Below are 21,190 nucleotides of genomic sequence, written 5' to 3'. Positions count from 1 at the left end.
CGCCGCGGCGCTCGCTCCGCACCCGGCTGCTCGCGGCGGCCCTGGTGCTGGTCCTGGCGGCCCTGGTGGTGGCGGGCCTCGTCATAGGGGTGATCCTGCACCGGTTCGTGCGCGGGCAGCTCGACGGCCGGCTCGACGCGCAGATCGTCGCCCTGCGGGCCGGGCTCGAGGCCGGCATCCTCCCGCAGGGTCTCGACGCGCCGCCCTTCGACCGGCCCGGCCCCGGCTGGGCCTGGGAGGTGCGCCGCGGCGGCGCGACGATCCGGTCCGGCTCCCTGCGGGGCGGGGACATCCGCCTGTCCGATCCCGAACCGGACGGGGAGCCGGGCCGGCCGCACCCGGCTTCGGGCACGGGACCGCGCGGCGAGCCCCTCGTCGCCCGCGTGCTGGACGTGCCCGGGCCCGAGCCGGCGACGATCGTGGTGGCGGCACCGGAGGGGGAGCTGCGCGGGCCGCTGCGCGAGGCGCTGACGAGCCTCGCTCTGGCGCTCGGCATCCTCGGCCTGTGCCTGCTCGCCGGGCTGGCGGTCCAGGTGCGCCTGGGCCTCGCGCCGCTGACGCGCCTGCGCGCGGACCTCGCCTCGGTCCGGTCGGGGCGGCGCGAGCGCGTGCCGGCGGACCAGCCCGCCGAGATCGCGCCGGTGGTGGCGGAACTCAACGCGCTCCTCGACCAGAACGCGCAGAACCTGGAACGCGCCCGCGGCCACGTCGCCAACCTCGCCCACGCCCTCAAGACGCCGCTCGCCACCCTGTCGATGGCGCTCGCGGAGCCCGCCCGCGATCCGGACGGCGCGCTGCGCCGGCAGGTGGATGACATGGACCGGCGGGTGCGGCACCACCTCCGGCGCGCCCGGGCCGCGGCCCTGGCGGGTTCGGCCCGCGGCCGCACGGCCCTGGCACCCCGGCTGTCGGACTTGCGCGCGGCGCTGGCCCGGATCCACGCCGAGAAGGGCGCGGCGATCGACCTCGACGTCCCGGAAGCCCTGGCGGTCTCCTGCGAGGGCCAGGATCTCGACGAGATGCTCGGCAACCTCGTGGACAATGCCTGCCGCTGGTGCAGGGCCCGCGTGCGGGTCTCCGCGACAACGCGCGACGGCGCGGTGGCCGTGGTCGTGGAGGATGACGGGCCCGGCCTCGACCCGGCGGCCGCCTCCGCCGTCATGGCCCGGGGCCGGCGCCTCGACGAGGGCGTGCCGGGCCACGGCTTCGGGCTGCCGATCACCCTGGAACTCGCCGAGCTGTACGGCGGCGGCCTGAGCCTCGGGCGGTCGGATCTCGGCGGCCTCCGCGCGGACTTGGTGCTGCCGGCCTGACCGGCCCCCCTCAGCCGAGCGCCTCCCGCAGGATCGGCCGGATCCGCGGATCGGCGCAGTGGGCGACGTTGAAACGCATGTAGCCGTTCCACGTATCCGACAGGCTGAACGAGGTCCCGGGCGCCAGCACCATGCCGCGGGCCAGCGCCCGGCGGGCGACGTCGGCCCCGTCGCGCCCGTCGGGCAGCCGCATCCACAGGAAGAAGCCGCCCCGCGGCTGCGCCCAGGTCTCCAAGCCGCAGGCGCGCAGCTCCGCGGAGGCCTGCACCATCGCGCCGGCGAGCCGGCGGCGGGTCTCGGCGAGGTGTCGCCGGTAGGCGCCCTCGGTGATCAGCGCGTGCACCAGCGCCGCGGTGATGTGGCCGTTGCCGAGGCTGAGGGCCAGCTTGAGGTCGACCAGCGGCTCGACCCAGTCGGCCCGGAGCGCGATCCAGCCGCAGCGCGCGGCCGCCGACAGGGTCTTGGAGAAGCTGCCGATCTGGATCACCCGCTCCAGCCCGTCGAAGCCGGCGAGCCGCGGGGCCGCCTCGGGCTCGAGGTCGCCGAAGATCTCGTCCTCGACGATGAGCGTGTCGTGCGCCTCGCACAGCTTCAGCAGGCGGTGCGCCACGGTCGGCGCGAGGCTCGCCCCGGTCGGGTTCTGGAGGGCCGCGTTGGTCAGGTAGAAGCGCGGGCGGTGCTGCTCCAGCAGGGTCGCGAGCGCCCGCAGGTCCGGCCCCTCCGGGGTGATCGGCACGCCGACCACCGCGACGCGCTGCGCGCGCAGCAGCGCCAGGAAATTGAAGTAGCAGGGATCGTCCACCAGCACGGTGTCGCCGGGCTGGAGCAGGAAGCGGCAGACGAGGTCCAGCGCCTGCGTGGCCGATTCGACCAGCACGATCTGGTCGGGCTCGGCGCCGACGCCCTTCTCGCCGACCTTGCGGGCGATCTGGTGGCGCAGGGGCTCGTAGCCCAGCGGCCGGTCGTAGTTGGTCATCTCGGCGAGGTCGGCGCGCGCCACCCGGCGCAGACCCCGGCGGATCGCCTCGTGGGGCATCCAGGAATCGGGCAGCCAGCCGGCCCCGGGCTTGAGCTGGTCGGAGCCGGCCTGCTGCGCCTGCCGGGTGATCCAGAGCGGGTCGACGATCCGGTCGAGCCGCGGCCCCATCGCCTGGAGCGAGAGCGGCCGCGTCTTGCCGGCGACGTAGAAGCCCGAGCCCGGCCGCGGCACCACGGCGCCCTCGGCGGCGAGGCGCTCGTAGGCCTCGACGACGGTGGATTTCGAGACGCCCATCGTCTCCGCGAAGGCGCGCACCGAGGGGATCCGCACGCCCGGAACCAGCCGCCGCGCCGCGATCCGCTCCCGGATCTCGCCGACCACGGCCTCGACGCGCGTCCCGGGGCTTCTGGCTGCGACCGACATCCGTACTGCTCTTTCGTCCGGACAATTCTTCCGAACCGTACCGAAGTGTTCCTGTCGCCGCCAGCCCCGGGCCGACAGGATCGTGACGCCCCCAAACGACGGAGGAGGGGATCCATGACCCAGTGCCTGACCGAAACCGCCGCCCTCGAAGCCCGGATCAGACCGCGGAGCGGATGGCTCGCCCGGATGGCCGGCCCCGTGCTGACGGTCGCCGCGGAGGTGCGCGCCGGCCTGTCGCGGGCGGCGATGAACCGGCGCGTGCTCCAGCGCCTGTCGACCCTGTCGGACCGGGAATTGAAAGATATCGGCCTGACGCCGCAGGACGTGGCGGATGCCTGCGTGCCGCGCACGGGCGACGCGATCCACCTGCTGGTCGGCCGGCGCGACGAGCGCCGCCGGGCCCGGACGGCCGTGCGCCCTTGGTGATCGGGGCGCACGGGTCCTAGGATCGCGCCGATGACGCTGCGTGACGGGCTGGCCGCGCTCCTCGTGGTCACGCTCCTCGGTGTGAACTTCGTGGCTATCAAGGTGGGGCTGGTGACGGTGCCGCCGCTGATGCTGTGCGCCCTGCGATTCGGCTTCGCGGCCCTGCCAGCCGCCCTGGTGATCCGCCCGCCCCGGGCGCCCGCCGCCCTGGTGACGGCCTTCGGGCTGGCGCTCGGGATCGGCCAGTTCGGGCTGCTGTTCACGGCGATCCGCCTCGGCATGCCGGCCGGCCTGTCGTCGCTGCTCATCCAGATGCAGGTGCCGTTCACCGTGGCGCTCGCCTGGATCGTCCTGAAGGAGCGCCCGCGGGTGCTCCAGGTGATCGGCGGCGCGGTCGCGCTCCTCGGCGTCGCCGCGGTGGCGCTCGGGCGGGCGGGAGGCGCCCCGGCGGGACCGGTGCTGCTGGTCGTCGGCGCGGCCCTGTCCTGGGCCAGCGCCAACATCGTGGCGAAGCGGATCGGCCGCGTCGACATGCTCGCGCTGATGGTCTGGGGCAGCCTCGCCACGACGCCGCCGCTGCTCGCCCTCTCGCTGATCGTCGAGGGCTCCGACGCCGTCCGGGCCCTGACCCATCCCGACTGGGTGACGAGCGCCTCGATCGCCTTCCAGGCCTACCCGACGCAGCTCCTCGCCTTCGGCCTCTGGAGCCGGCTGCTGACCCGCTACCCGGCCGCCGCGGTGACGCCGTTCGCGCTGCTGGTCCCGGTGGCCGGCATCCTGAGCACGCACCTCGTGCTGGGCGAGCCGCTGAGCGCCGATATCCTGGCCGGCGGCAGCCTCATCCTCTTCGGGATCGCCCTGAGCCTCAGGGGCGGCCGCGCCGCCGTCCGGCCCGCGGGGCGCGGCCCGATCGGACCCGCGACGGGTGCACCGCCGAAGGTGACGTGACCCGCGCGCACCCGAGGCGCACGACGAGCGCCGTCGCGATCGCGAGGCCGGTACTGTCGATTGTTCGAGAAGGGACGTGGCGCGGGCGACGGGGCTCGAACCCGCGACCTCCGGCGTGACAGGCCGGCACTCTAACCAACTGAGCTACGCCCGCACGGCGTGGTCGCCTTCGGTGGGGGCGTTTCGCCCGGCGACGGGGCGGGGTTTATGGGGCGCCCGGGGCCCTGTCAAGCGCATCCGCCACGGATTCGTACCGGCACCGTCCGCGGGCCCCACGCGCAGGCATACCAGCCTCCCGACTCGGGGCCTGCGCGCTTCCGTCGTGTTGTGTCGCGGCCGCGCAAGCCCATCTCGGACATGACTGACAGGAAGGCTGACAGCGCGCTTTGTGCGACGCGACAAGCCATTGTCACGGACCGGCGGCTCGACTAAGCCTCCGGCCGCGCGCATCCTGGCATAAGAACAATTCCACGGGCGGATCCGGGTCGGCGTCGCACCGCGGTTTCACTCGTCTCGCGAGGCCCTGGCATGACCGGATTGTTGGCGGATTACCTGCCGCTCATCGTGTTCATCGGCGTGGCGCTGTTCATCGCCACGGCGCTGCTGGTCGTCCCCTTCCTGGTGGCCTTCAAGAGCCCCGATCCCGAGAAGCTCTCGGCCTACGAGTGCGGTTTCAACGCGTTCGACGACGCCCGCATGAAGTTCGACGTGCGCTTCTACCTCGTCGCCATCCTGTTCATCATCTTCGACCTCGAGGTCGCGTTCCTCTTCCCCTGGGCGATCACCTTCGGGGATCTGGGCTGGTTCGGCTTCTGGTCGATGATCGTCTTCCTGGGCGTGCTGACGGTCGGTTTCGTCTACGAGTGGCGCAAGGGCGCCCTCGAATGGGATTGACGTCCCGCCGCTCGCCGCCCGCACTGAATTCCTGAGTCGCCGATGGCCCTGATCACCGACACCAACCGCGCCCCCGCGATCGCGCCCCAGCCGAAGGGGATCATCGATCCCAACACCGGCCGCCCGATCGGCGCGGACGATCCGACCTTCCTGTCGATCAGCGACGAGCTGGCCGACCGGGGCTTCCTGCTCACCACCACGGACGAGCTGATCAACTGGGCCCGCACGGGCTCGCTGATGTGGATGACCTTCGGTCTCGCCTGCTGCGCGGTCGAGATGATGCAGATGTCGATGCCGCGCTACGATTGCGAGCGATTCGGCTTCGCGCCCCGCGGCTCGCCCCGCCAGTCCGACGTGATGATCGTCGCCGGCACGCTGACCAACAAGATGGCCCCGGCGCTGCGCAAGGTCTACGACCAGATGCCGGAGCCGCGCTACGTCATCTCGATGGGCTCCTGCGCCAACGGCGGCGGCTACTATCACTACTCCTACTCGGTGGTGCGCGGCTGCGACCGGGTGGTGCCGGTGGACATCTACGTGCCCGGCTGCCCGCCCACCGCCGAGGCGCTGCTCTACGGCGTGCTGCTGCTGCAGAAGAAGATCCGCCGGACCGGCACGATCGAGCGCTGAGGAGCGGCCATGACGAACGGCATCTCGATCCTGCCCCACACCCAGCCGGTCTACGGCGACGCGGCCGTGGCTGCCATGGCCGAGCGCGTCGTCGGCGCCCTCGGACCGGCGGTGGTGTCCCACGCCATCGCGTTCGGCGAGCTGACGCTGGTGGTCCAGGCCTCCGACATCGTCTACGCGCTCACCTACCTGCGCGACGATCCGGCCTGCGCGTTCCGCAACTTCATCGACATATGCGGCGTGGACTATCCGCAGCGCGAGAAGCGCTTCGACGTGGTCTACCACCTGCTCTCCCTGCGCCATAACCTGCGCATCCGGCTGAAGGTGCAGACCGACGAGGTGACGCCGGTCCCCTCGGTGATCGAGGTCTTCCCGGCGGCCAACTGGTACGAGCGCGAGACCTACGACCTCTACGGGATCCTGTTCTCGGGCCATCCCGACCTGCGCCGCCTGCTCACCGATTACGGCTTCGAGGGGCATCCCCTGCGCAAGGACTTCCCGCTCACCGGCTTCGTCGAGGTCCGCTACGACCAGGACCAGGCGCGGGTGGTCTACGAGCCGGTGCAGCTGACGCAGGAATTCCGGAACTTCGACTTCTTGTCGCCGTGGGAAGGCACCGACTACGTGCTGCCCGGCGACGAGAAGACGTCGGCATGAGCCGCGGAGACCGTCCGTGACCGAACACAACATCCGCAACTTCGCGATCAACTTCGGCCCGCAGCACCCGGCGGCGCACGGGGTGCTGCGCCTCGTGCTCGAACTCGACGGCGAGGTGGTCGAGCGGGTCGACCCGCATATCGGGCTGCTCCACCGCGGCACCGAGAAGCTGATCGAGTACAAGACCTACCTGCAGGCGACGCCCTATTTCGACCGGCTCGACTACGTGTCGCCGATGAACCAGGAGCACGCCTTCTGCCTGGCGATCGAGAAGCTCGCCGGGATCGAGGTGCCGCGGCGCGCGCAGCTGATCCGCGTGCTGTTCTGCGAGATCGGCCGCCTACTGTCGCACCTGCTCAACGTCACCACGCAGGCGATGGACGTCGGCGCCCTCACGCCCCCGCTCTGGGGCTTCGAGGAGCGCGAGAAGCTGATGATCTTCTACGAGCGGGCCTCCGGCGCCCGGCTCCACGCCAACTACTTCCGGCCGGGCGGCGTCCACCAGGACCTGCCGCCAAAGCTCATCGACGACATCGACGCGTTCTGCGACCCGTTCCTGCAGGTCGTCCAGGACCTCGACGACCTCGTCATGGCCAACCGCATCTTCAAGCAGCGCAACGTCGATATCGGCATCGTGTCGGTGGACGAGGCGATGCAGTGGGGCTTCTCGGGCGTGATGGTGCGCGGCTCGGGCATCCCGTGGGACCTGCGCAAGGCGCAGCCCTACGAGTGCTACGAGGAGATGGAATTCGACGTCCCCGTCGGGAAGAACGGCGACACCTACGATCGTCAGGTGATCCGCATGGAGGAGATGCGCCAGTCGGTGCGCATCATGAAGCAGTGCGTCGCCAAGCTGCGCGAGCCCGCCGGCCAGGGGCCGATCGCCTCCGTCGACGGCAAGTTCGCGCCGCCGCCACGCCGGGAGATGAAGCGCTCGATGGAGGCGCTCATCCACCACTTCAAGCTCTACACCGAGGGCTTCCACGTGCCCGAGGGCGAGGTCTACGCCGCGGTCGAGGCGCCGAAGGGCGAGTTCGGCGTGTATCTTGTGTCCGACGGCACCAACAAGCCGTATCGCTGCAAGATCCGCGCGCCGGGCTTCGCGCATCTTCAGGCGATGGACTGGATGTGCCGCGGGCACCTCTTAGCCGACGTGTCCTGCGTGCTCGGCACGCTCGACATCGTGTTCGGCGAAGTGGATCGGTAAGACAGAAGCGATGGCAAACCGCAGACTCGCCCCCGCCTCGGAGCAGCCCGAGAGCTTCGCGTTCTCCCCCGAGAACGCCGAGTGGGCCAAGACCCAGATCGCCAAGTACCCCGAAGGCCGTCAGGCCTCCGCGGTGATATCGCTGCTCTGGCGGGCGCAGGAGCAGAACGGCGGCTGGCTGCCGCGCGCGGCCATCGAGGCGGTGGCGGCCGAGCTCGGCATGCCGAACATCCGCGTGCTGGAGGTGGCGACCTTCTACACGATGTTCGCCCTGGAGCCGGTCGGGCGGTTCTGGATCCAGGTCTGCGGCACGGTCCCGTGCGATTCCTGCGGCGCGCGGGGCCTCAAGGAGATGCTCCAGGCCCGCCTCGGACCGGCCGGCCACGTCTCGGCCGACGGCAAGTTCTCGTGGCTCGAGGTCGAGTGCCTCGGCGCCTGCTGCAACGCGCCGATGGTCCAGATCAACCAGGATTACTACGAGGACCTGACGCCCGAGTCCCTCGGCCAGCTGATGGACGACCTCGCCGCCGGCCGGCCCGTGAAGGTCGGCTCGCAGACCGGGCGCGTCTCGTCCGAGCCCCAGGGCGCCGTGAACACCCTCACCGACCCGACGCTGTTCGACGGGTCGCGTGTCGGCGCGTGGCGCAAGCGCTTCGAGGAGGCCGGCAAGGCCGAGGAGCCGGCCGCCGCGCCAGTGTCCAAGACCGGCGAGGCGGCTTCCGGAACCCAGCAGGCCGCCGAGAACCCGAAGCCGGCGCGGCCCGATGCCGGCCGCCCGGTGGAGCGCACGGTCACCGATGCGCCGGCCCAGCGCGCCGCCGACGGCGAGACGCCGGTCAAGCCCGAGGATCGCGCGGACGCGGCCGAGCGCGGCCGGTCCACCGCCAAGCACGGCGCCGCCCGCCAGGGCGACGCGGACGTGCTCGACTCGCCGGCCAAGCGCGTCGCCGAGGGCGAGCCCGCGGCCGGCGAGCAGGGCCACCAGGCGGTGCCGGACCGCGACGCCGTCCCGCAGCAGCCGGAAGCCTCTGGGGCCAGCGAGGGCGAGATGGCGGCCGAGGCCGAGGAGGCCCGCATCGCCGGCGCCCTCGCGGCCCTGCCGAAGGATGCCAGCCCCGAGCAGAAGGCGGACGCCGTGGGCAAGCGCCCGCCGGGCCTCGACGCGGCCCGCGCCGGGAAGCCGGACGAGCTGACGCGCATCAAGGGCATCGGCCCGGGCAACAGCCAGCGCCTGAACGGGCTCGGCATCTACCACTTCGACCAGATCGCCGCCTGGTCCCGCGACGAGATCGCCTGGGTCGGCACCTACCTCGCGTTCCCGGGTCGCATCGACCGCGAGAACTGGGTGGGGCAGGCCAAGGCCCTGTCGGCGCCGGCTCAGTGAGGACCTGACATGCTGTCGGATCAGGATCGCATCTTCACCAACCTCTACGGGCTGCACTCGCCGGGCCTGGAGGCCGCCAAGAAGCGCGGCGCGTGGGACGGGACCAAGTTCCTCCTGGAGCAGGGCCGCGACTGGATCATCGAGGAGATGAAGGCCTCGGGCCTGCGCGGCCGCGGCGGCGCGGGCTTCCCCACCGGCCTCAAGTGGTCGTTCATGCCCAAGAAGTCGGACGGGCGCCCGCACTACCTCGTGGTCAACGCCGACGAGTCGGAGCCGGGCACCTGCAAGGACCGGGAGATCATGCGGCACGATCCGCATCTCCTGATCGAGGGCTGCATGCTGGCCTGCTTCGCGATGAACGCGCATGCCTGCTACATCTACATCCGCGGCGAGTACGTCGCCGAGAAGCACGCGCTCCAGAAGGCCGTGGACGAGGCCTACGCGGCCCGGCTCGTCGGCCAGTCGAACGTGCACGACTACCCGTTCGACATCTACGTCCACCACGGCGCGGGCGCCTATATCTGCGGCGAGGAGACGGCGCTCATCGAGAGCCTGGAGGGCAAGAAGGGGATGCCGCGGCTGAAGCCGCCGTTCCCGGCCAATATGGGCCTCTACGGCTGCCCCACGACCGTGAACAACGTCGAGTCGATCGCGGTCGCCGGCACGATCCTGCGCCGGGGCGGCGCGTGGTTCGCCGGCCTCGGCGGCAAGAACAACACCGGCACGAAGCTCTTCTGCGTCTCCGGGCACGTCAACAAGCCGTGCAACGTCGAGGAGGAGCTCGGCATCACCTTCCGCGAACTCATCGACCGCCATTGCGGCGGCATGCGCGGCGGCTGGGACAACCTGCTGTGCTCGATCCCGGGCGGCTCCTCGGTGCCGCTGGTGCCGGCCGAGCAGATCGTCGACGCCAAGATGGACTTCGACACCCTGCGCAACCTGGGTTCCGGCCTCGGCACGGCGGCGGTGATCGTCCTCGACAAGTCCACCGACATCGTCGCGGCGATCACGCGGATCTCGTACTTCTACAAGCACGAGTCCTGCGGCCAGTGCACGCCCTGCCGCGAGGGCACCGGCTGGATGTGGCGGGTGATGCAGCGCATGACCGAGGGCCGCGCGCAGAAGCGCGAGATCGACATGCTGTTCGAGGTCACCAAGCAGATCGAGGGTCACACGATCTGCGCGCTCGGCGACGCGGCGGCCTGGCCGATCCAGGGCCTGATCCGGCACTTCCGCCCGGAGATCGAGAAGCGCATCGACCGCTACACCGCCAACCCGCACAGCGAGCCTGTGCCGATGGCCGCGGAGTGATCCGATGACGAGCCAGCCTGACAACCTGATGCTCGTGTACCTGCGGCGGATCGACGAGAAGGTCGATCGCCTCAGCGATGATGTCCGAGAACTGAAAGGCCGCATGGCCGCGGTCGAAGAGAATCTGGCTGGCGTCCACCGGCGGATCGACAGGGTCGAGCTTCGCATCGAGCGGATCGAGCGACGCCTCGATCTCGCCGACGCCCCGCACTGAGATTGCACCGATGACAAAAATCCTCGTCGACGGCACCGAGGTCGACGTCCCCGCCGATTACACGCTGCTCCAGGCCTGCGAGGCCGCGGGGGCCGAGATCCCGCGCTTCTGCTTCCACGAGCGCCTGTCGATCGCCGGCAATTGCCGCATGTGCCTCGTCGAGCTGAAGGGCGCGCCGAAGCCGGTGGCCTCCTGCGCCTACGCGGTGAAGGATTGCCGCCCCGGCCCGAACGGCGAGCCGCCGGAGGTGCTGACCCGCTCGCAGGGCACCAAGAAGGCGCGGGAAGGGGTGATGGAGTTCCTCCTCATCAACCACCCCCTCGACTGCCCGATCTGCGACCAGGGCGGCCACTGCGACCTGCAGGACCAGGCCATGGCCTACGGGGTCGATTCGACCCGCTACACGGAGAACAAGCGCGCGGTCGAGGAGAAGCATATCGGGCCGCTGGTGCGGACCGCGATGAACCGCTGCATCCACTGCACCCGCTGCGTGCGCTTCCTCGCCGAGGTGGCGGGCGTGCCCGACCTCGGCGCCATCGGTCGCGGCGAGGACATGGAGATCACCAGCTACCTCGAGCAGTCGATGGCATCGGAGCTCCAGGGCAACGTCGCCGACCTCTGCCCGGTCGGCGCCCTCGTGCACCGGCCGCAGAGCTACAACGTCCGCCCCTGGGAGCTGAACAAGACCGAGTCGGTCGACGTGATGGACGCGGTCGGCTCGTCGATCCGCATCGACACCCGCGGCCGCGAGGTCATGCAGATCGAGCCGCGGATCAGCGAGGAGATCAACGAGGAGTGGATCTCCGACAAGACGCGCTACCACATCGACGGGCTGCGGATGCAGCGCCTCGACCGGCCCTACCTGCGCGAGAACGGTCGCCTGCGTCCCGCCTCATGGGGTGAGGCGTTCCAGGCCATTGCCGCCCGGGTGAAGGGCGCGGATCCGAAGCGCGTCGGCGCCGTGGTCGGCGACCTCGCGGGCGTCGAGGAGATCTTCGCGCTCCGCGAGCTGATGAAGGGTCTCGGCTCGCCGAACCTCGACTGCCGCCAGACCGATGCCGGCCTCGACCCGGCGCTCGGCCGCGCCTCCTACATCTTCAACCCGACGATCGCGGGCCTCGAGGCCGCGGACGCGATCCTGATCGTCGGCGCCAACCCGCGCACCGAGGCCTCGCTGCTGAACGTGCGGATCCGCAAGCGCTGGCGCATGGCGCCGCTGGCGGTGGGCGTGATCGGCGAGCCGGTCGACCTGACCTATCCGAGCCACTACATCGGCGCCGGCCCCGATTCGCTGGCGGCGCTCGCCCGCGGCGAGCACAGCTTCCTCGACGTGCTCAAGGAGGCCAAGGCGCCGCTCGTGATCGTCGGCGCGAGCGCCGCGCCGGACGTCCTGGCCGCTGCAGCCTCCCTCGCGAAGGAGATCGGCGCGGTCTCGGCCGAGGGGAACGGCTTCGGCGTGCTGCACACGGCCGCTGCCCGGGTCGGGGCGCTCGATCTCGGCTTCGTGCCGGGGGAGGGCGGATTGACCTTCGCGCAGATGCTGGAGCCCGGCGCCCTCGACGTCCTGTTCAACCTCGGCGCCGACGAGCGTGACGTCGCCCCGGGCGCTTTCGTGGTCTACCAGGGCAGCCACGGAGATCGCGGGGCCTCCCGCGCCGACGTGATCCTGCCGGGGGCCGCCTATAGCGAGAAGTCGGCGACCTGGGTGAACACGGAAGGCCGGGTCCAGATGGGCAACCGCGCCGCCTTCCCGCCGGGCGACGCCCGCGAGGATTGGGCGATCCTCCGCGCCCTCTCGGACGTGCTGGGCAAGCGCCTGCCGTTCGACTCGCTCACCGCCCTCCGCCGGGCGCTCTACGCCGCCCACCCGCATCTGGCGGCGATCGGGGCCGTGGCGCCCGGCACCGTCGCGGAAGCGGTCGACCGGCTCGCCGGTCTCGGCGGCTCCGCGACCGGACCGGCCTTCGCGTCGCCGGTGACCGACTTCTACCTCACCAACCCGATCGCCCGCGCCTCGCGCATCCTCGCGGAGTGCTCGCGCCTCGCCCGGGAGCGCGCCGCCGAGGCGCGGCCCCTCGCGGCGGCCGAGTAGGAGCTCAAGACCGATGACGCCGCTCGAAATCCTCGGGACCGTGCTCCTGATCGTGCTGAAGAGCTTCGTGCTCCTCTCGGCGCTCCTCGTGTTCATCGCCTACGCGCTGCTCGCCGACCGGAAGATCTGGGCGGCGGTGCAGCTCCGGCGCGGCCCGAACGTGGTCGGGCCGTTCGGCCTGTTCCAGTCCTTCGCCGACCTGATCAAGTTCGTGATCAAGGAGCCGGTGATCCCGGCGGGCGCCAACAAGGCGATCTACCTGCTGGCGCCGCTGGTCTTCGCGATGCTCGCCCTGTCGAGCTGGGCGGTGATCCCGCTCGCCGACGGCTGGGCGATCGCCGACATCAACGTCGGCATCACCTACATCTTCGCGATCTCGTCGCTCGGCGTGTACGGCGTCATCATGGGCGGCTGGGCGTCGAACTCGAAATACGCGTTCCTCGGCGCCCTGCGCTCGGCGGCCCAGATGATCTCCTACGAGGTCTCGCTCGGCTTCGTGATCATCTGCGTGCTGCTCTGCGCCGGCTCGCTCAACCTCTCGCGCATCGTCATGGCGCAGGACACCAGCCTCGGGATCTTCGGCTGGTACTGGCTGTGGCTGTTCCCGATGTTCGTGGTGTTCTTCGTCTCGGCGCTGGCCGAGACCAACCGCCCGCCCTTCGACCTGCCGGAGGCGGAGTCGGAGCTCGTGGCCGGCTACATGGTCGAGTATTCCTCGACCCCGTACCTGCTGTTCATGCTCGGCGAGTACGTCGCCATCATGAGCATGTGCGCCCTCGGGACCATCCTGTTCATGGGCGGCTGGCTGTCCCCGATCCCGTTCGCCCCCTTCACCTGGGTGCCGGGCGTGATCTGGTTCACCCTGAAGGCCAGCTTCCTGTTCTTCCTGTTCGCGATGGTGAAGTCCATCGTGCCCCGCTACCGCTACGATCAGCTCATGCGCCTCGGCTGGAAGGTCTTCCTGCCGATCTCCCTGATCTCGGTCGTCGTCGTCGCCTTCGTGCTCAAGCTGACCGGCCTCGCGCCGGGCGCCTGAGCCCACCCTTCGCATCGGAGATCCGGGCATGAAGCTCGATCAGGTCGCCAAGAGCCTTCTCCTGAAGGAGTTCGTGTCGGGGATGATCCTCGGCATGCGCTACTTCTTCAAGCCGAAGGCCACGATCAACTACCCCTTCGAGATGGGCCACCGCGGCCCGCGCTTCCGGGGCGAGCACGCCCTGCGCCGCTACCCCAACGGCGAGGAGCGCTGCATCGCCTGCAAGCTCTGCGAGGCGATCTGCCCGGCGCAGGCGATCACCATCGAGGCGGGCCCCCGCCGCAACGACGGCACACGCCGGACGACGCGCTACGACATCGACATGGTGAAGTGCATCTACTGCGGCATGTGCCAGGAGGCCTGCCCGGTGGACGCCATCGTCGAGGGCCCCAACTTCGAATTCTCGGTGGAGACCCGGGAGGAGCTTCTCTACGACAAGCAGAAGCTCCTGCTGAACGGCGACCGCTGGGAGCGTGAGATCGCCCGCAACATCGCGATGGACGCGCCGTATCGCTGACGCGTCGTCCCGAAGGGCGGCCGCCGGCTCTCGGAAGAAGATGATGCGAGAACAAGCCTCTAGAGCACCGTGCCGGTTCCCGTTTCCGGTGCGATCCTCTAGAGCCATGCCGGGGGCGCTGTTGTGCCCCCGCCGACCGGGTTCTATAGACGGGCCGCCCGCTGCGGACCGTCTCCACGCACGGCAGAAGGGGCCGCTCCGGCGGCCGATCCCGACCAGCGCATGACCGCAGCAGCCGCCTTCTTCTATCTGTTCGCGAGCATCACGGTCGCGTCGGGCTTCATGGTGATCGCCTCGCGCAATCCCGTCGCCTCGGTGCTGTTCCTGATCCTCGCCTTCGTGAACGCCGCCGGACTGTTCGTCCTGATGGGCGCCGAGTTCCTCGCGATGATCCTCGTGGTCGTCTACGTCGGCGCGGTCGCGGTCCTGTTCCTGTTCGTCGTGATGATGCTCGACGTCGATTTCGCCGAGCTGCGCCAGGGCTTCCAGCAATACTTACCGATTGGCGCCCTGATCGGCGCGATCTTCCTGGTCGAGTTGCTGCTGGTCGTCGGCTCGTGGAGCATCGACCCGGGCCTCGTCCAGGCCCCGCTCGGCAACGTCGCGGCCGCCGAGAACCTCACCAACGCCCAGGCGCTCGGCCGGGTGATCTACACGGACTACGCCTACTTCTTCCAGCTCGCCGGCCTGATCCTGCTGGTCGCCATGATCGGCGCGATCGTGCTGACGCTGCGCGACCGGCCGGGTGTCAAGCGCCAGAGCATCGCGGTCCAGAACGCCCGCACCCAGGCAATGGCGGTGGAGACCCGAAAGGTCCCGTCGCGCCAGGGTGTCGAGGTCTGATGATCGCCCGGAGATTCGAACGATGATCGGCCTGAGCCACTACCTCACCGTCGCGGCGATCCTGTTCACGCTCGGCGTGCTCGGCATCTTCATCAACCGCAAGAACATCATCGTCATCCTGATGTCGGTCGAGCTGATCCTGCTCTCGGTCAACATCAACCTCGTCGCCTTCTCGACGCAGCTGAACGACATCACCGGACAGGTCTTCGCCCTGTTCGTGCTGACCGTCGCGGCCGCCGAATCGGCGATCGGCCTCGCCATCCTGGTGGTGTTCTTCCGCAACCGCGGCTCGATCGCGGTGGAAGACGTCAGCATGATGAAGGGCTAGGGCCTTCACCTTCGCGCGCCCCGAGTGACATCCGGACGCCGCCGCCTCGCGGCCGGCCCGGAGGACGGACTGCAAGAGAGCGATGTATCACGCGATCGTCTTCTTCCCGCTCATCGGCTTCCTGATCGCCGGCCTGTTCGGCCGGTACATCGGGGCGCGGGCCTGTGAGTACATCACCACGGCGTTCCTGGCCTTCACGGCGCTGATCGCCTGGGGCGTGTTTCTCGACGGCGGCCACGCCGAGCGGGTGCAGGTTGCGTCCTGGTTCTCGGCCGGCGACCTGCAGGTCGACTGGGCCTTCAAGGTCGACACCCTGACGCGGGTGATGCTGGTCGTCGTGACCACCGTCTCGACCCTCGTGCACCTCTACTCCGTGGGCTACATGGAGGAGGACCCGCACCGGCCGCGCTTCTTCGCCTACCTGTCGCTGTTCACCTTCGCCATGCTGATGCTGGTGACGGCCGACAACCTCGTGCAGATGTTCTTCGGCTGGGAGGGCGTGGGCCTCGCCTCCTACCTGCTGATCGGGTTCTGGTACGAGAAGCCCTCGGCCAACGCCGCCGCCATGAAGGCGTTCATCGTCAACCGCGTGGGCGATTTCGGCTTCTCCCTCGGCATCTTCCTGACCTTCGTGCTCACCGGCTCGGTGGCCTTCGACGCGATCTTCGGCAAGGTCGACGCGATCAAGACGCTCACCTTCCACTTCCTCGGCTACGACTGGAACGCACTGACCCTCGCCTGCCTGCTGCTGTTCATGGGCGCCATGGGCAAGTCGGCGCAGTTCCTGCTGCACACGTGGCTCCCGGACGCGATGGAGGGCCCGACACCGGTCTCGGCGCTGATCCACGCCGCCACCATGGTGACCGCGGGCGTGTTCATGGTCGCGCGCCTCTCGCCGCTCTTCGAGGAGGCGCCGAACGCGCTCATCGTCGTGACGGTGATCGGCGGCATCACGGCGTTCTTCGCGGCCACGATCGGGCTGGTGCAGAACGACATCAAGCGGGTGATCGCCTACTCGACCTGCTCGCAGCTCGGCTACATGTTCGTGGCGCTCGGCGTCGGCGCCTACTCGGCCGGCGTGTTCCACCTCTTCACCCACGCCTTCTTCAAGGCGCTGCTGTTCCTCGGGGCCGGCTCGGTCATCCACGCGATGCACCACGAGCAGGACATGCGGAACATGGGCGGCCTGCGCCGCTACATCCCCTACACCAGCGCCATGATGGCGATCGGCTCCCTGGCGCTGATCGGCTTCCCCTACACGGCCGGCTACTACTCGAAGGACGCGATCATCGAGGCCGCCTACGCGTCGACCCGGCCGGGCCACACCCTCGCCTTCCTGTGCGTCGTGGTGGCGGCGTTCTTCACCTCGTTCTACTCGTGGCGCCTGTTCTTCATGACCTTCGAGGGTCCGGCGCGCTGGGGCGCGCACGCGGCCCACGGTCACCACGACGCCCTCGCGGTCGCGCACTCCACCATGGCGCACGAGGCCGACGGCGCGCCGGGCCACACCGAGGGCGTCGCCCACGACGACAAGGGCCACGACGTCGAGCCGGCGCACAGGAGCGACCTCGTCGCCGACGACCATCACGGGCACGGCCACCACGGCGACCACACGCCCCACGAGAGCCCGCTGGTGATGACGATCCCGCTGGCGATCCTCGCCTTCGGCGCGCTGTTCGCCGGGATCATCTTCCACAACCGCTTCATCGGCGAGGGGATGGACGCGTTCTGGGGCCACGCCCTGGCGCACGGGCCGAACAACCACATCATGCACGAGATCCACGAGGTCCCGGCTCTGGTCTCCTACTCGCCGCTCGTCATGCTGATCCTCGGCTTCGTGCTGGCCTACTGGATGTACATCCGCCGGCCGGAGCTTCCGGGCCAGCTCGCCGCGCAGCAGCCGTCGCTGTACCGGTTCCTGCTCAACAAGTGGTACTTCGACGAGATCTACGACCGGATCTTCGTCCGCCCGGCCAAGGATTTCGGCCTGTTCCTCTGGAAGGAGGGCGACGGCCGGATCATCGACGGCCTCGGCCCCAACGGCATCGCGGCGCGCGTCGTGGACGTGACCCGCGGGGTCGTCCGGCTCCAGACCGGCTACCTGTACCATTACGCCTTCGTGATGCTCATCGGCGTCGCCGGCCTGATCAGCTGGTACCTGATGTCCGGCCTGCCCAAGGGTGCTCACTGACATGCTCGGCCTCGGCATCCTCTCCGGCCTGCTGATCGTGCCGCTCTGCGGCGCGGCCTTCATCCTGACGCTGAACGGCGACGAGGAATCGGTCGCGCGCAACAGCCGCTGGGCCGCGCTCGCCACCACGGTGGTCACCTTCCTGCTCTCCCTGGTGGCCTGGAGCCGCTACGACGCCGCCTCGTCGAGCTTCCAGCTGGTGGAGAGCCACGCCTGGCTCACCGAGACGATCCGGTTCAAGCTCGGCGTCGACGGCTTCTCGATGCCGCTGATCCTGCTGACCACGTTCCTGATGCCGTTCTGCATCGGCGCCTCGTGGCACTCGATCCACTTCCGGGTGAAGGAGTACTTCGTCGCCTTCCTCGTCCTCGAGACGACGATGATCGGCGTGTTCGCCTCCCTCGACCTGCTGCTGTTCTACCTGTTCTTCGAGGCCGGCCTGATCCCGATGTTCCTGATCATCGGCATCTGGGGCGGGCAGCGCCGGATCTACGCGAGCTTCAAGTTCTTCCTCTACACCCTGCTCGGCTCGGTGCTGATGCTGCTCGCCGTGATGGCGATGTACTGGCAGGCCGGAACCACCGACATCCCGACCCTGCTGCAGTACCGCTTCCCGGTGCAGATGCAGACCTGGCTGTGGCTCGCCTTCTTCGCCTCGTTCGCGGTGAAGATGCCGATGTGGCCGGTCCACACCTGGCTGCCCGACGCCCACGTGGAGGCCCCCACCGCCGGCTCGGTGATCCTGGCCGGCATCCTCCTGAAGATGGGCGGCTACGGCTTCATCCGGATCTCGCTGCCGATGCTGCCGGTGGCGAGCCAGGAGTTCGCGCCCTTCGTCTTCGCCCTCTCGGTGATCGCGATCATCTTCACCTCGCTCACCGCGATGATGCAGACCGACATCAAGAAGCTGATCGCCTACTCGTCGGTGGCCCATATGGGCTTCGTGACGCTCGGCCTGTTCACCTTGAATGAGCAGGGCATCCAGGGCGCGCTGTTCCTGATGATCTCCCACGGCATCGTGTCGGGGGCGCTCTTCCTCTGCGTCGGCGTCGTCTACGACCGGATGCACACCCGCGAGATCGCCGCCTATGGCGGCCTCGTGAAGCGGATGCCGCTCTACGCCGTGGCCATGCTGATCTTCACCATGGCCAATGTCGGCCTCCCCGGCACCTCCGGCTTCGTCGGCGAGTTCCTGGCGATGCTCGGCGCCTTCAAGGCGAACCCGAACGTCGCGTTCTTCTCGACCTTCGGCATCATCCTGTCGGCGGCCTACGCCCTGTGGCTCTACGCCCGGGTGATCTACGGCAAGCTGGAGAAGCCGAACCTCCAGGGCATCCTGGATCTCGACACCCGTGAAAAGATCATCCTGGCGCCGCTGGTGGTGCTGACGATCTACTACGGCGTGCATCCGGCCCCGGTGCTCGACGTGTTCGCGCCCTCGACCGATGCGCTCATGGCGAGCATCAAGACCGCGCTCTCGAACACCCAGACGGCCGCCGCGGCGCTGCCGATCCCGCGCTGAGGCGGACACCATGACAACCGTCCACTCCGTCCTGCCGTCGCTGGCGCCGCTCCTGCCCGAGCTGATCCTCGGCGTCGGCGTCATGGTCCTGATCCTCTACGGCGCCTGGCGCGGCGACCGCTCCGCCGAGACCGTCAGCGTCGGCGCCCTGGTCCTGCTCCTCGTCGCCCTGTCGGTGGTGATCTCCCAGCCGGTCCACGGCCGGGTGACGACCCTGTCGGGGGCGTTCGTGTCGGACGCCTTCTCCAAGGTGATGAAGTCGCTGGTGCTGCTCGGCTCGTCGGCGACGATCCTGCTGGCGCACGACTTCTTCAAGCGCGAGCGCATCGACCGGTTCGAGTTCCCGGTGCTGATCGTGCTCTGCACCATCGGCATGATGGTCATGGTCTCGGCCAACGACCTGATCGCGCTCTATCTCGGTCTGGAGTTGCAGTCGCTCGCCGCCTACGTGATCGCCGCCTTCCACCGGGACGACGTGAAGTCCACCGAGGCCGGCCTCAAGTACTTCGTGCTCGGCGCGCTCTCCTCCGGCATGCTGCTCTACGGCGCCTCGCTGGTCTACGGCTTCACCGGCACCGTGTCGTTCCCCGGCATCGTCTCCGCGCTGAACGAGAATGCCGGCTTCGGCATCGTGCTCGGCATCGTGTTCCTGGCGGCCGGCGTCTGCTTCAAGCTGGCGGCCGTGCCGTTCCACATGTGGACGCCCGACGTCTACGAGGGCTCGCCGACGCCGGTGACGGCCTTCTTCGCCTCGGCGCCCAAGATGGCCGCCGTGGCGATGACCGTGCGGGTCTTCATCGGCGCCATGCCGGACGTGACGGCGATCTGGCAGCAGATCTTCATCTTCGTCTCGGTGGTGTCGATGGCGCTCGGCTCCTTCGCGGCGATCGGCCAGACCTCGATCAAGCGCCTGATGGCCTACTCGTCGATCGCCAATATCGGCTACGCGCTGATCGGGCTCGCCTGCGGCTCGGAGGAGGGGATCAGCGGGCTCGTGACCTACATGATCATCTACCTCGCGATGACCCTCGGCACCTTCGCGATCATCCTGTCGCTGCGGCGCCGGGACGTGATGTTCGAGAAGATCGAGGACCTGTCGGGCCTCTCGCGCACGCATCCGTGGCTGGCCTTCTGCCTCGCCGCGATGATGTTCTCGCTCGCCGGCATCCCGCCGCTCGCCGGGTTCTTCGCGAAGTTCTACGTCTTCGCCGCGGCCATCAAGGCGGGCCTCGTGACGCTGGCGGTGATCGGCGTCGTGACCAGCGTGATCGGCGCCTACTACTACCTGCGCGTCGTGCGGATCATGTACTTCGACGAGCCGAAGGAGCCCTACGAGGCGATGGCCCCCGGCCTGCGCGTCGTGCTGGCCCTGTCGAGCGTCGTGGTGGTGCTGTTCTTCCTGCTGCCCGGCCCGCTGGTCGGCGCCGCCGGCCGGGCCGCCAAGTCGCTGTTCTAGGACGGCCTTGAGCTACCGACTCGGGCCCTCGGCGCGCGCCGAGGGCCACCGCCTGCACGTCCACGACACCCTCGGCTCCACCAACACGGAGGCCATGGCGCGCGCGCGCGCGGGCGAGACCGGCCCGCTCTGGGTCGTGACGCACCGCCAGGAGGCGGGCCGCGGCCGGCGCGGCAACAGCTGGGCCTCGCTTCCCGGGAACCTCGCGGCCAGCGTGCTCTGGCCCGTCGCCGGGGTCGCGCCGGACCACCTCGCCGAACTCGGCTTCGTGGCCGGCCTCGCCCTGATCGAGGCGCTGGAGGCGGCCTGCGGCACCCTGCCGGATACCGGATCCGGCGCCGGGGCCCGATCTTTCCGGCTGAAATGGCCGAACGACGTTCTGCTCGGCGGGGCGAAGCTCGCGGGTCTTCTCCTGGAGGCGGAGACGCTGCCCGGCGGCCGGCGCGCCGCCGTCATCGGCTTCGGCGTGAACGTCGCGGCCGCGCCGGACGGCCTGGAGGCCGCGAGCTTGGCGGCGGCGGGTTACGCGCGCGACGCCGAGGCGCTACTGGAACATCTCTCGGACCGGATGGCCGCGCGGGCGCGCGCCTGGGACCGAGGACGGAATTTCGCTGACCTGCGCGCGGCCTGGCTCGCGCGGGCCGCGGGTCTCGGATCGGAGATCGCGGTGCACAGCGGCGGGCACACCCTGCGGGGCGTGTTCGAGACGATCGACGAGGGGGGGCGGCTCGTGATCCTCGCCCCCGATGGGAACCGGCATACCGTGACGGCGGGCGAGGTGCATTTCGGATCGGCCGCGACGGCGGCCTGAGTTTGGAC

20 protein-coding genes and 1 tRNA gene are annotated in these 21,190 nt (G+C 69.7%); 19 read left to right on the top strand and 2 right to left on the bottom strand.

Annotation, left to right across the window (positions count from 1 at the left end; all coding sequences use genetic code 11):
• Nucleotides 1-1,313, top strand: a 1,313-nt coding sequence (locus ME121_RS10015) for a sensor histidine kinase (protein ID WP_491892830.1), incomplete at its 5' end; no start/stop codon positions are given.
• A gap of 10 nt (nt 1,314-1,323) precedes the next feature.
• Here the strand turns inward: ME121_RS10015 and ME121_RS10010 are convergent.
• Nucleotides 1,324-2,715, bottom strand: a complete 1,392-nt coding sequence (locus tag ME121_RS10010; protein ID WP_012319038.1) for an aminotransferase-like domain-containing protein — start codon at nt 2,713-2,715, stop codon at nt 1,324-1,326.
• Between the two features lie 114 nt (nt 2,716-2,829).
• Between ME121_RS10010 and ME121_RS10005 the strand changes: the two genes are divergently transcribed.
• Nucleotides 2,830-3,141 (top strand): DUF1127 domain-containing protein, encoded by a 312-nt coding sequence (locus ME121_RS10005; protein WP_012319037.1) that lies wholly within the window; start codon nt 2,830-2,832, stop codon nt 3,139-3,141.
• Between the two features lie 30 nt (nt 3,142-3,171).
• Entirely contained in the window at nt 3,172-4,089 is a 918-nt protein-coding gene (locus tag ME121_RS10000; RefSeq protein ID WP_024830236.1) for an EamA family transporter, read from the top strand.
• A gap of 77 nt (nt 4,090-4,166) precedes the next feature.
• Here the strand turns inward: ME121_RS10000 and ME121_RS09995 are convergent.
• Nucleotides 4,167-4,243: transfer RNA gene (locus ME121_RS09995), tRNA-Asp, on the bottom strand.
• 374 nt (nt 4,244-4,617) lie between these two features.
• On the opposite strand from ME121_RS09995, the gene ME121_RS09990 reads away from it, so the two are divergent.
• From ME121_RS09990 to ME121_RS09915, 16 genes are all read left to right on the top strand, one after another.
• Complete coding sequence (locus ME121_RS09990; RefSeq protein WP_007560754.1) at nt 4,618-4,983, top strand: NADH-quinone oxidoreductase subunit A; 366 nt, start codon at nt 4,618-4,620, stop codon at nt 4,981-4,983.
• A gap of 42 nt (nt 4,984-5,025) precedes the next feature.
• Complete coding sequence (locus ME121_RS09985) at nt 5,026-5,613, top strand: NuoB/complex I 20 kDa subunit family protein (RefSeq protein WP_010686017.1); 588 nt, start codon at nt 5,026-5,028, stop codon at nt 5,611-5,613.
• 9 nt (nt 5,614-5,622) lie between these two features.
• Nucleotides 5,623-6,270: an NADH-quinone oxidoreductase subunit C gene (locus tag ME121_RS09980; RefSeq protein ID WP_012319035.1), complete on the top strand. Its 648-nt coding sequence runs from the start codon at nt 5,623-5,625 to the stop codon at nt 6,268-6,270.
• A gap of 16 nt (nt 6,271-6,286) precedes the next feature.
• Complete coding sequence (locus ME121_RS09975) at nt 6,287-7,477, top strand: NADH-quinone oxidoreductase subunit D (RefSeq protein ID WP_012319034.1); 1,191 nt, start codon at nt 6,287-6,289, stop codon at nt 7,475-7,477.
• A 10-nt stretch (nt 7,478-7,487) separates the two neighbouring features.
• The gene (nuoE, locus tag ME121_RS09970; RefSeq protein ID WP_059408771.1) at nt 7,488-8,861 is read left to right on the top strand and encodes an NADH-quinone oxidoreductase subunit NuoE; all 1,374 of its coding nucleotides are present in this window, start codon (nt 7,488-7,490) and stop codon (nt 8,859-8,861) included.
• A 9-nt stretch (nt 8,862-8,870) separates the two neighbouring features.
• Entirely contained in the window at nt 8,871-10,172 is a 1,302-nt protein-coding gene (nuoF, locus tag ME121_RS09965; RefSeq protein WP_012319032.1) for an NADH-quinone oxidoreductase subunit NuoF, read from the top strand.
• Nucleotides 10,173-10,200: 28 nt separating this feature from the next.
• On the top strand, nt 10,201-10,386 hold the full coding sequence (locus ME121_RS09960) for a hypothetical protein (RefSeq protein WP_308630469.1): 186 nt from the start codon (nt 10,201-10,203) through the stop codon (nt 10,384-10,386).
• A gap of 10 nt (nt 10,387-10,396) precedes the next feature.
• Entirely contained in the window at nt 10,397-12,478 is a 2,082-nt protein-coding gene (nuoG, locus tag ME121_RS09955; RefSeq protein ID WP_053622710.1) for an NADH-quinone oxidoreductase subunit NuoG, read from the top strand.
• 13 nt (nt 12,479-12,491) lie between these two features.
• A complete protein-coding gene (gene nuoH, locus ME121_RS09950; protein WP_012319029.1) occupies nt 12,492-13,514 on the top strand; it encodes an NADH-quinone oxidoreductase subunit NuoH in 1,023 nt (340 codons plus the stop codon).
• A 28-nt stretch (nt 13,515-13,542) separates the two neighbouring features.
• The gene (nuoI, locus tag ME121_RS09945; protein ID WP_007560744.1) at nt 13,543-14,031 is read left to right on the top strand and encodes an NADH-quinone oxidoreductase subunit NuoI; all 489 of its coding nucleotides are present in this window, start codon (nt 13,543-13,545) and stop codon (nt 14,029-14,031) included.
• A gap of 222 nt (nt 14,032-14,253) precedes the next feature.
• A complete protein-coding gene (locus tag ME121_RS09940; protein ID WP_012319028.1) occupies nt 14,254-14,874 on the top strand; it encodes an NADH-quinone oxidoreductase subunit J in 621 nt (206 codons plus the stop codon).
• A gap of 22 nt (nt 14,875-14,896) precedes the next feature.
• A complete protein-coding gene (nuoK, locus tag ME121_RS09935) occupies nt 14,897-15,202 on the top strand; it encodes an NADH-quinone oxidoreductase subunit NuoK (protein ID WP_010686008.1) in 306 nt (101 codons plus the stop codon).
• 82 nt (nt 15,203-15,284) lie between these two features.
• Entirely contained in the window at nt 15,285-17,393 is a 2,109-nt protein-coding gene (gene nuoL, locus ME121_RS09930) for an NADH-quinone oxidoreductase subunit L (protein ID WP_059408770.1), read from the top strand.
• Between the two features lies 1 nt (nt 17,394).
• Nucleotides 17,395-18,915: an NADH-quinone oxidoreductase subunit M gene (locus tag ME121_RS09925; protein ID WP_012319026.1), complete on the top strand. Its 1,521-nt coding sequence runs from the start codon at nt 17,395-17,397 to the stop codon at nt 18,913-18,915.
• 10 nt (nt 18,916-18,925) lie between these two features.
• The gene (gene nuoN, locus ME121_RS09920; protein ID WP_059408769.1) at nt 18,926-20,371 is read left to right on the top strand and encodes an NADH-quinone oxidoreductase subunit NuoN; all 1,446 of its coding nucleotides are present in this window, start codon (nt 18,926-18,928) and stop codon (nt 20,369-20,371) included.
• A 7-nt stretch (nt 20,372-20,378) separates the two neighbouring features.
• Entirely contained in the window at nt 20,379-21,182 is an 804-nt protein-coding gene (locus ME121_RS09915) for a biotin--[acetyl-CoA-carboxylase] ligase (RefSeq protein WP_024830241.1), read from the top strand.
• Nucleotides 21,183-21,190: the final 8 nt, after the last annotated feature.

Source organism: Methylobacterium sp. ME121, from assembly GCF_000974725.1.
GTDB classification, from domain to species: Bacteria; Pseudomonadota; Alphaproteobacteria; order Rhizobiales; family Beijerinckiaceae; genus Methylobacterium; species Methylobacterium radiotolerans.
Note: the sequence above shows the minus strand (reverse complement) of the source record. Positions and strands in the feature narration are given on the sequence as shown.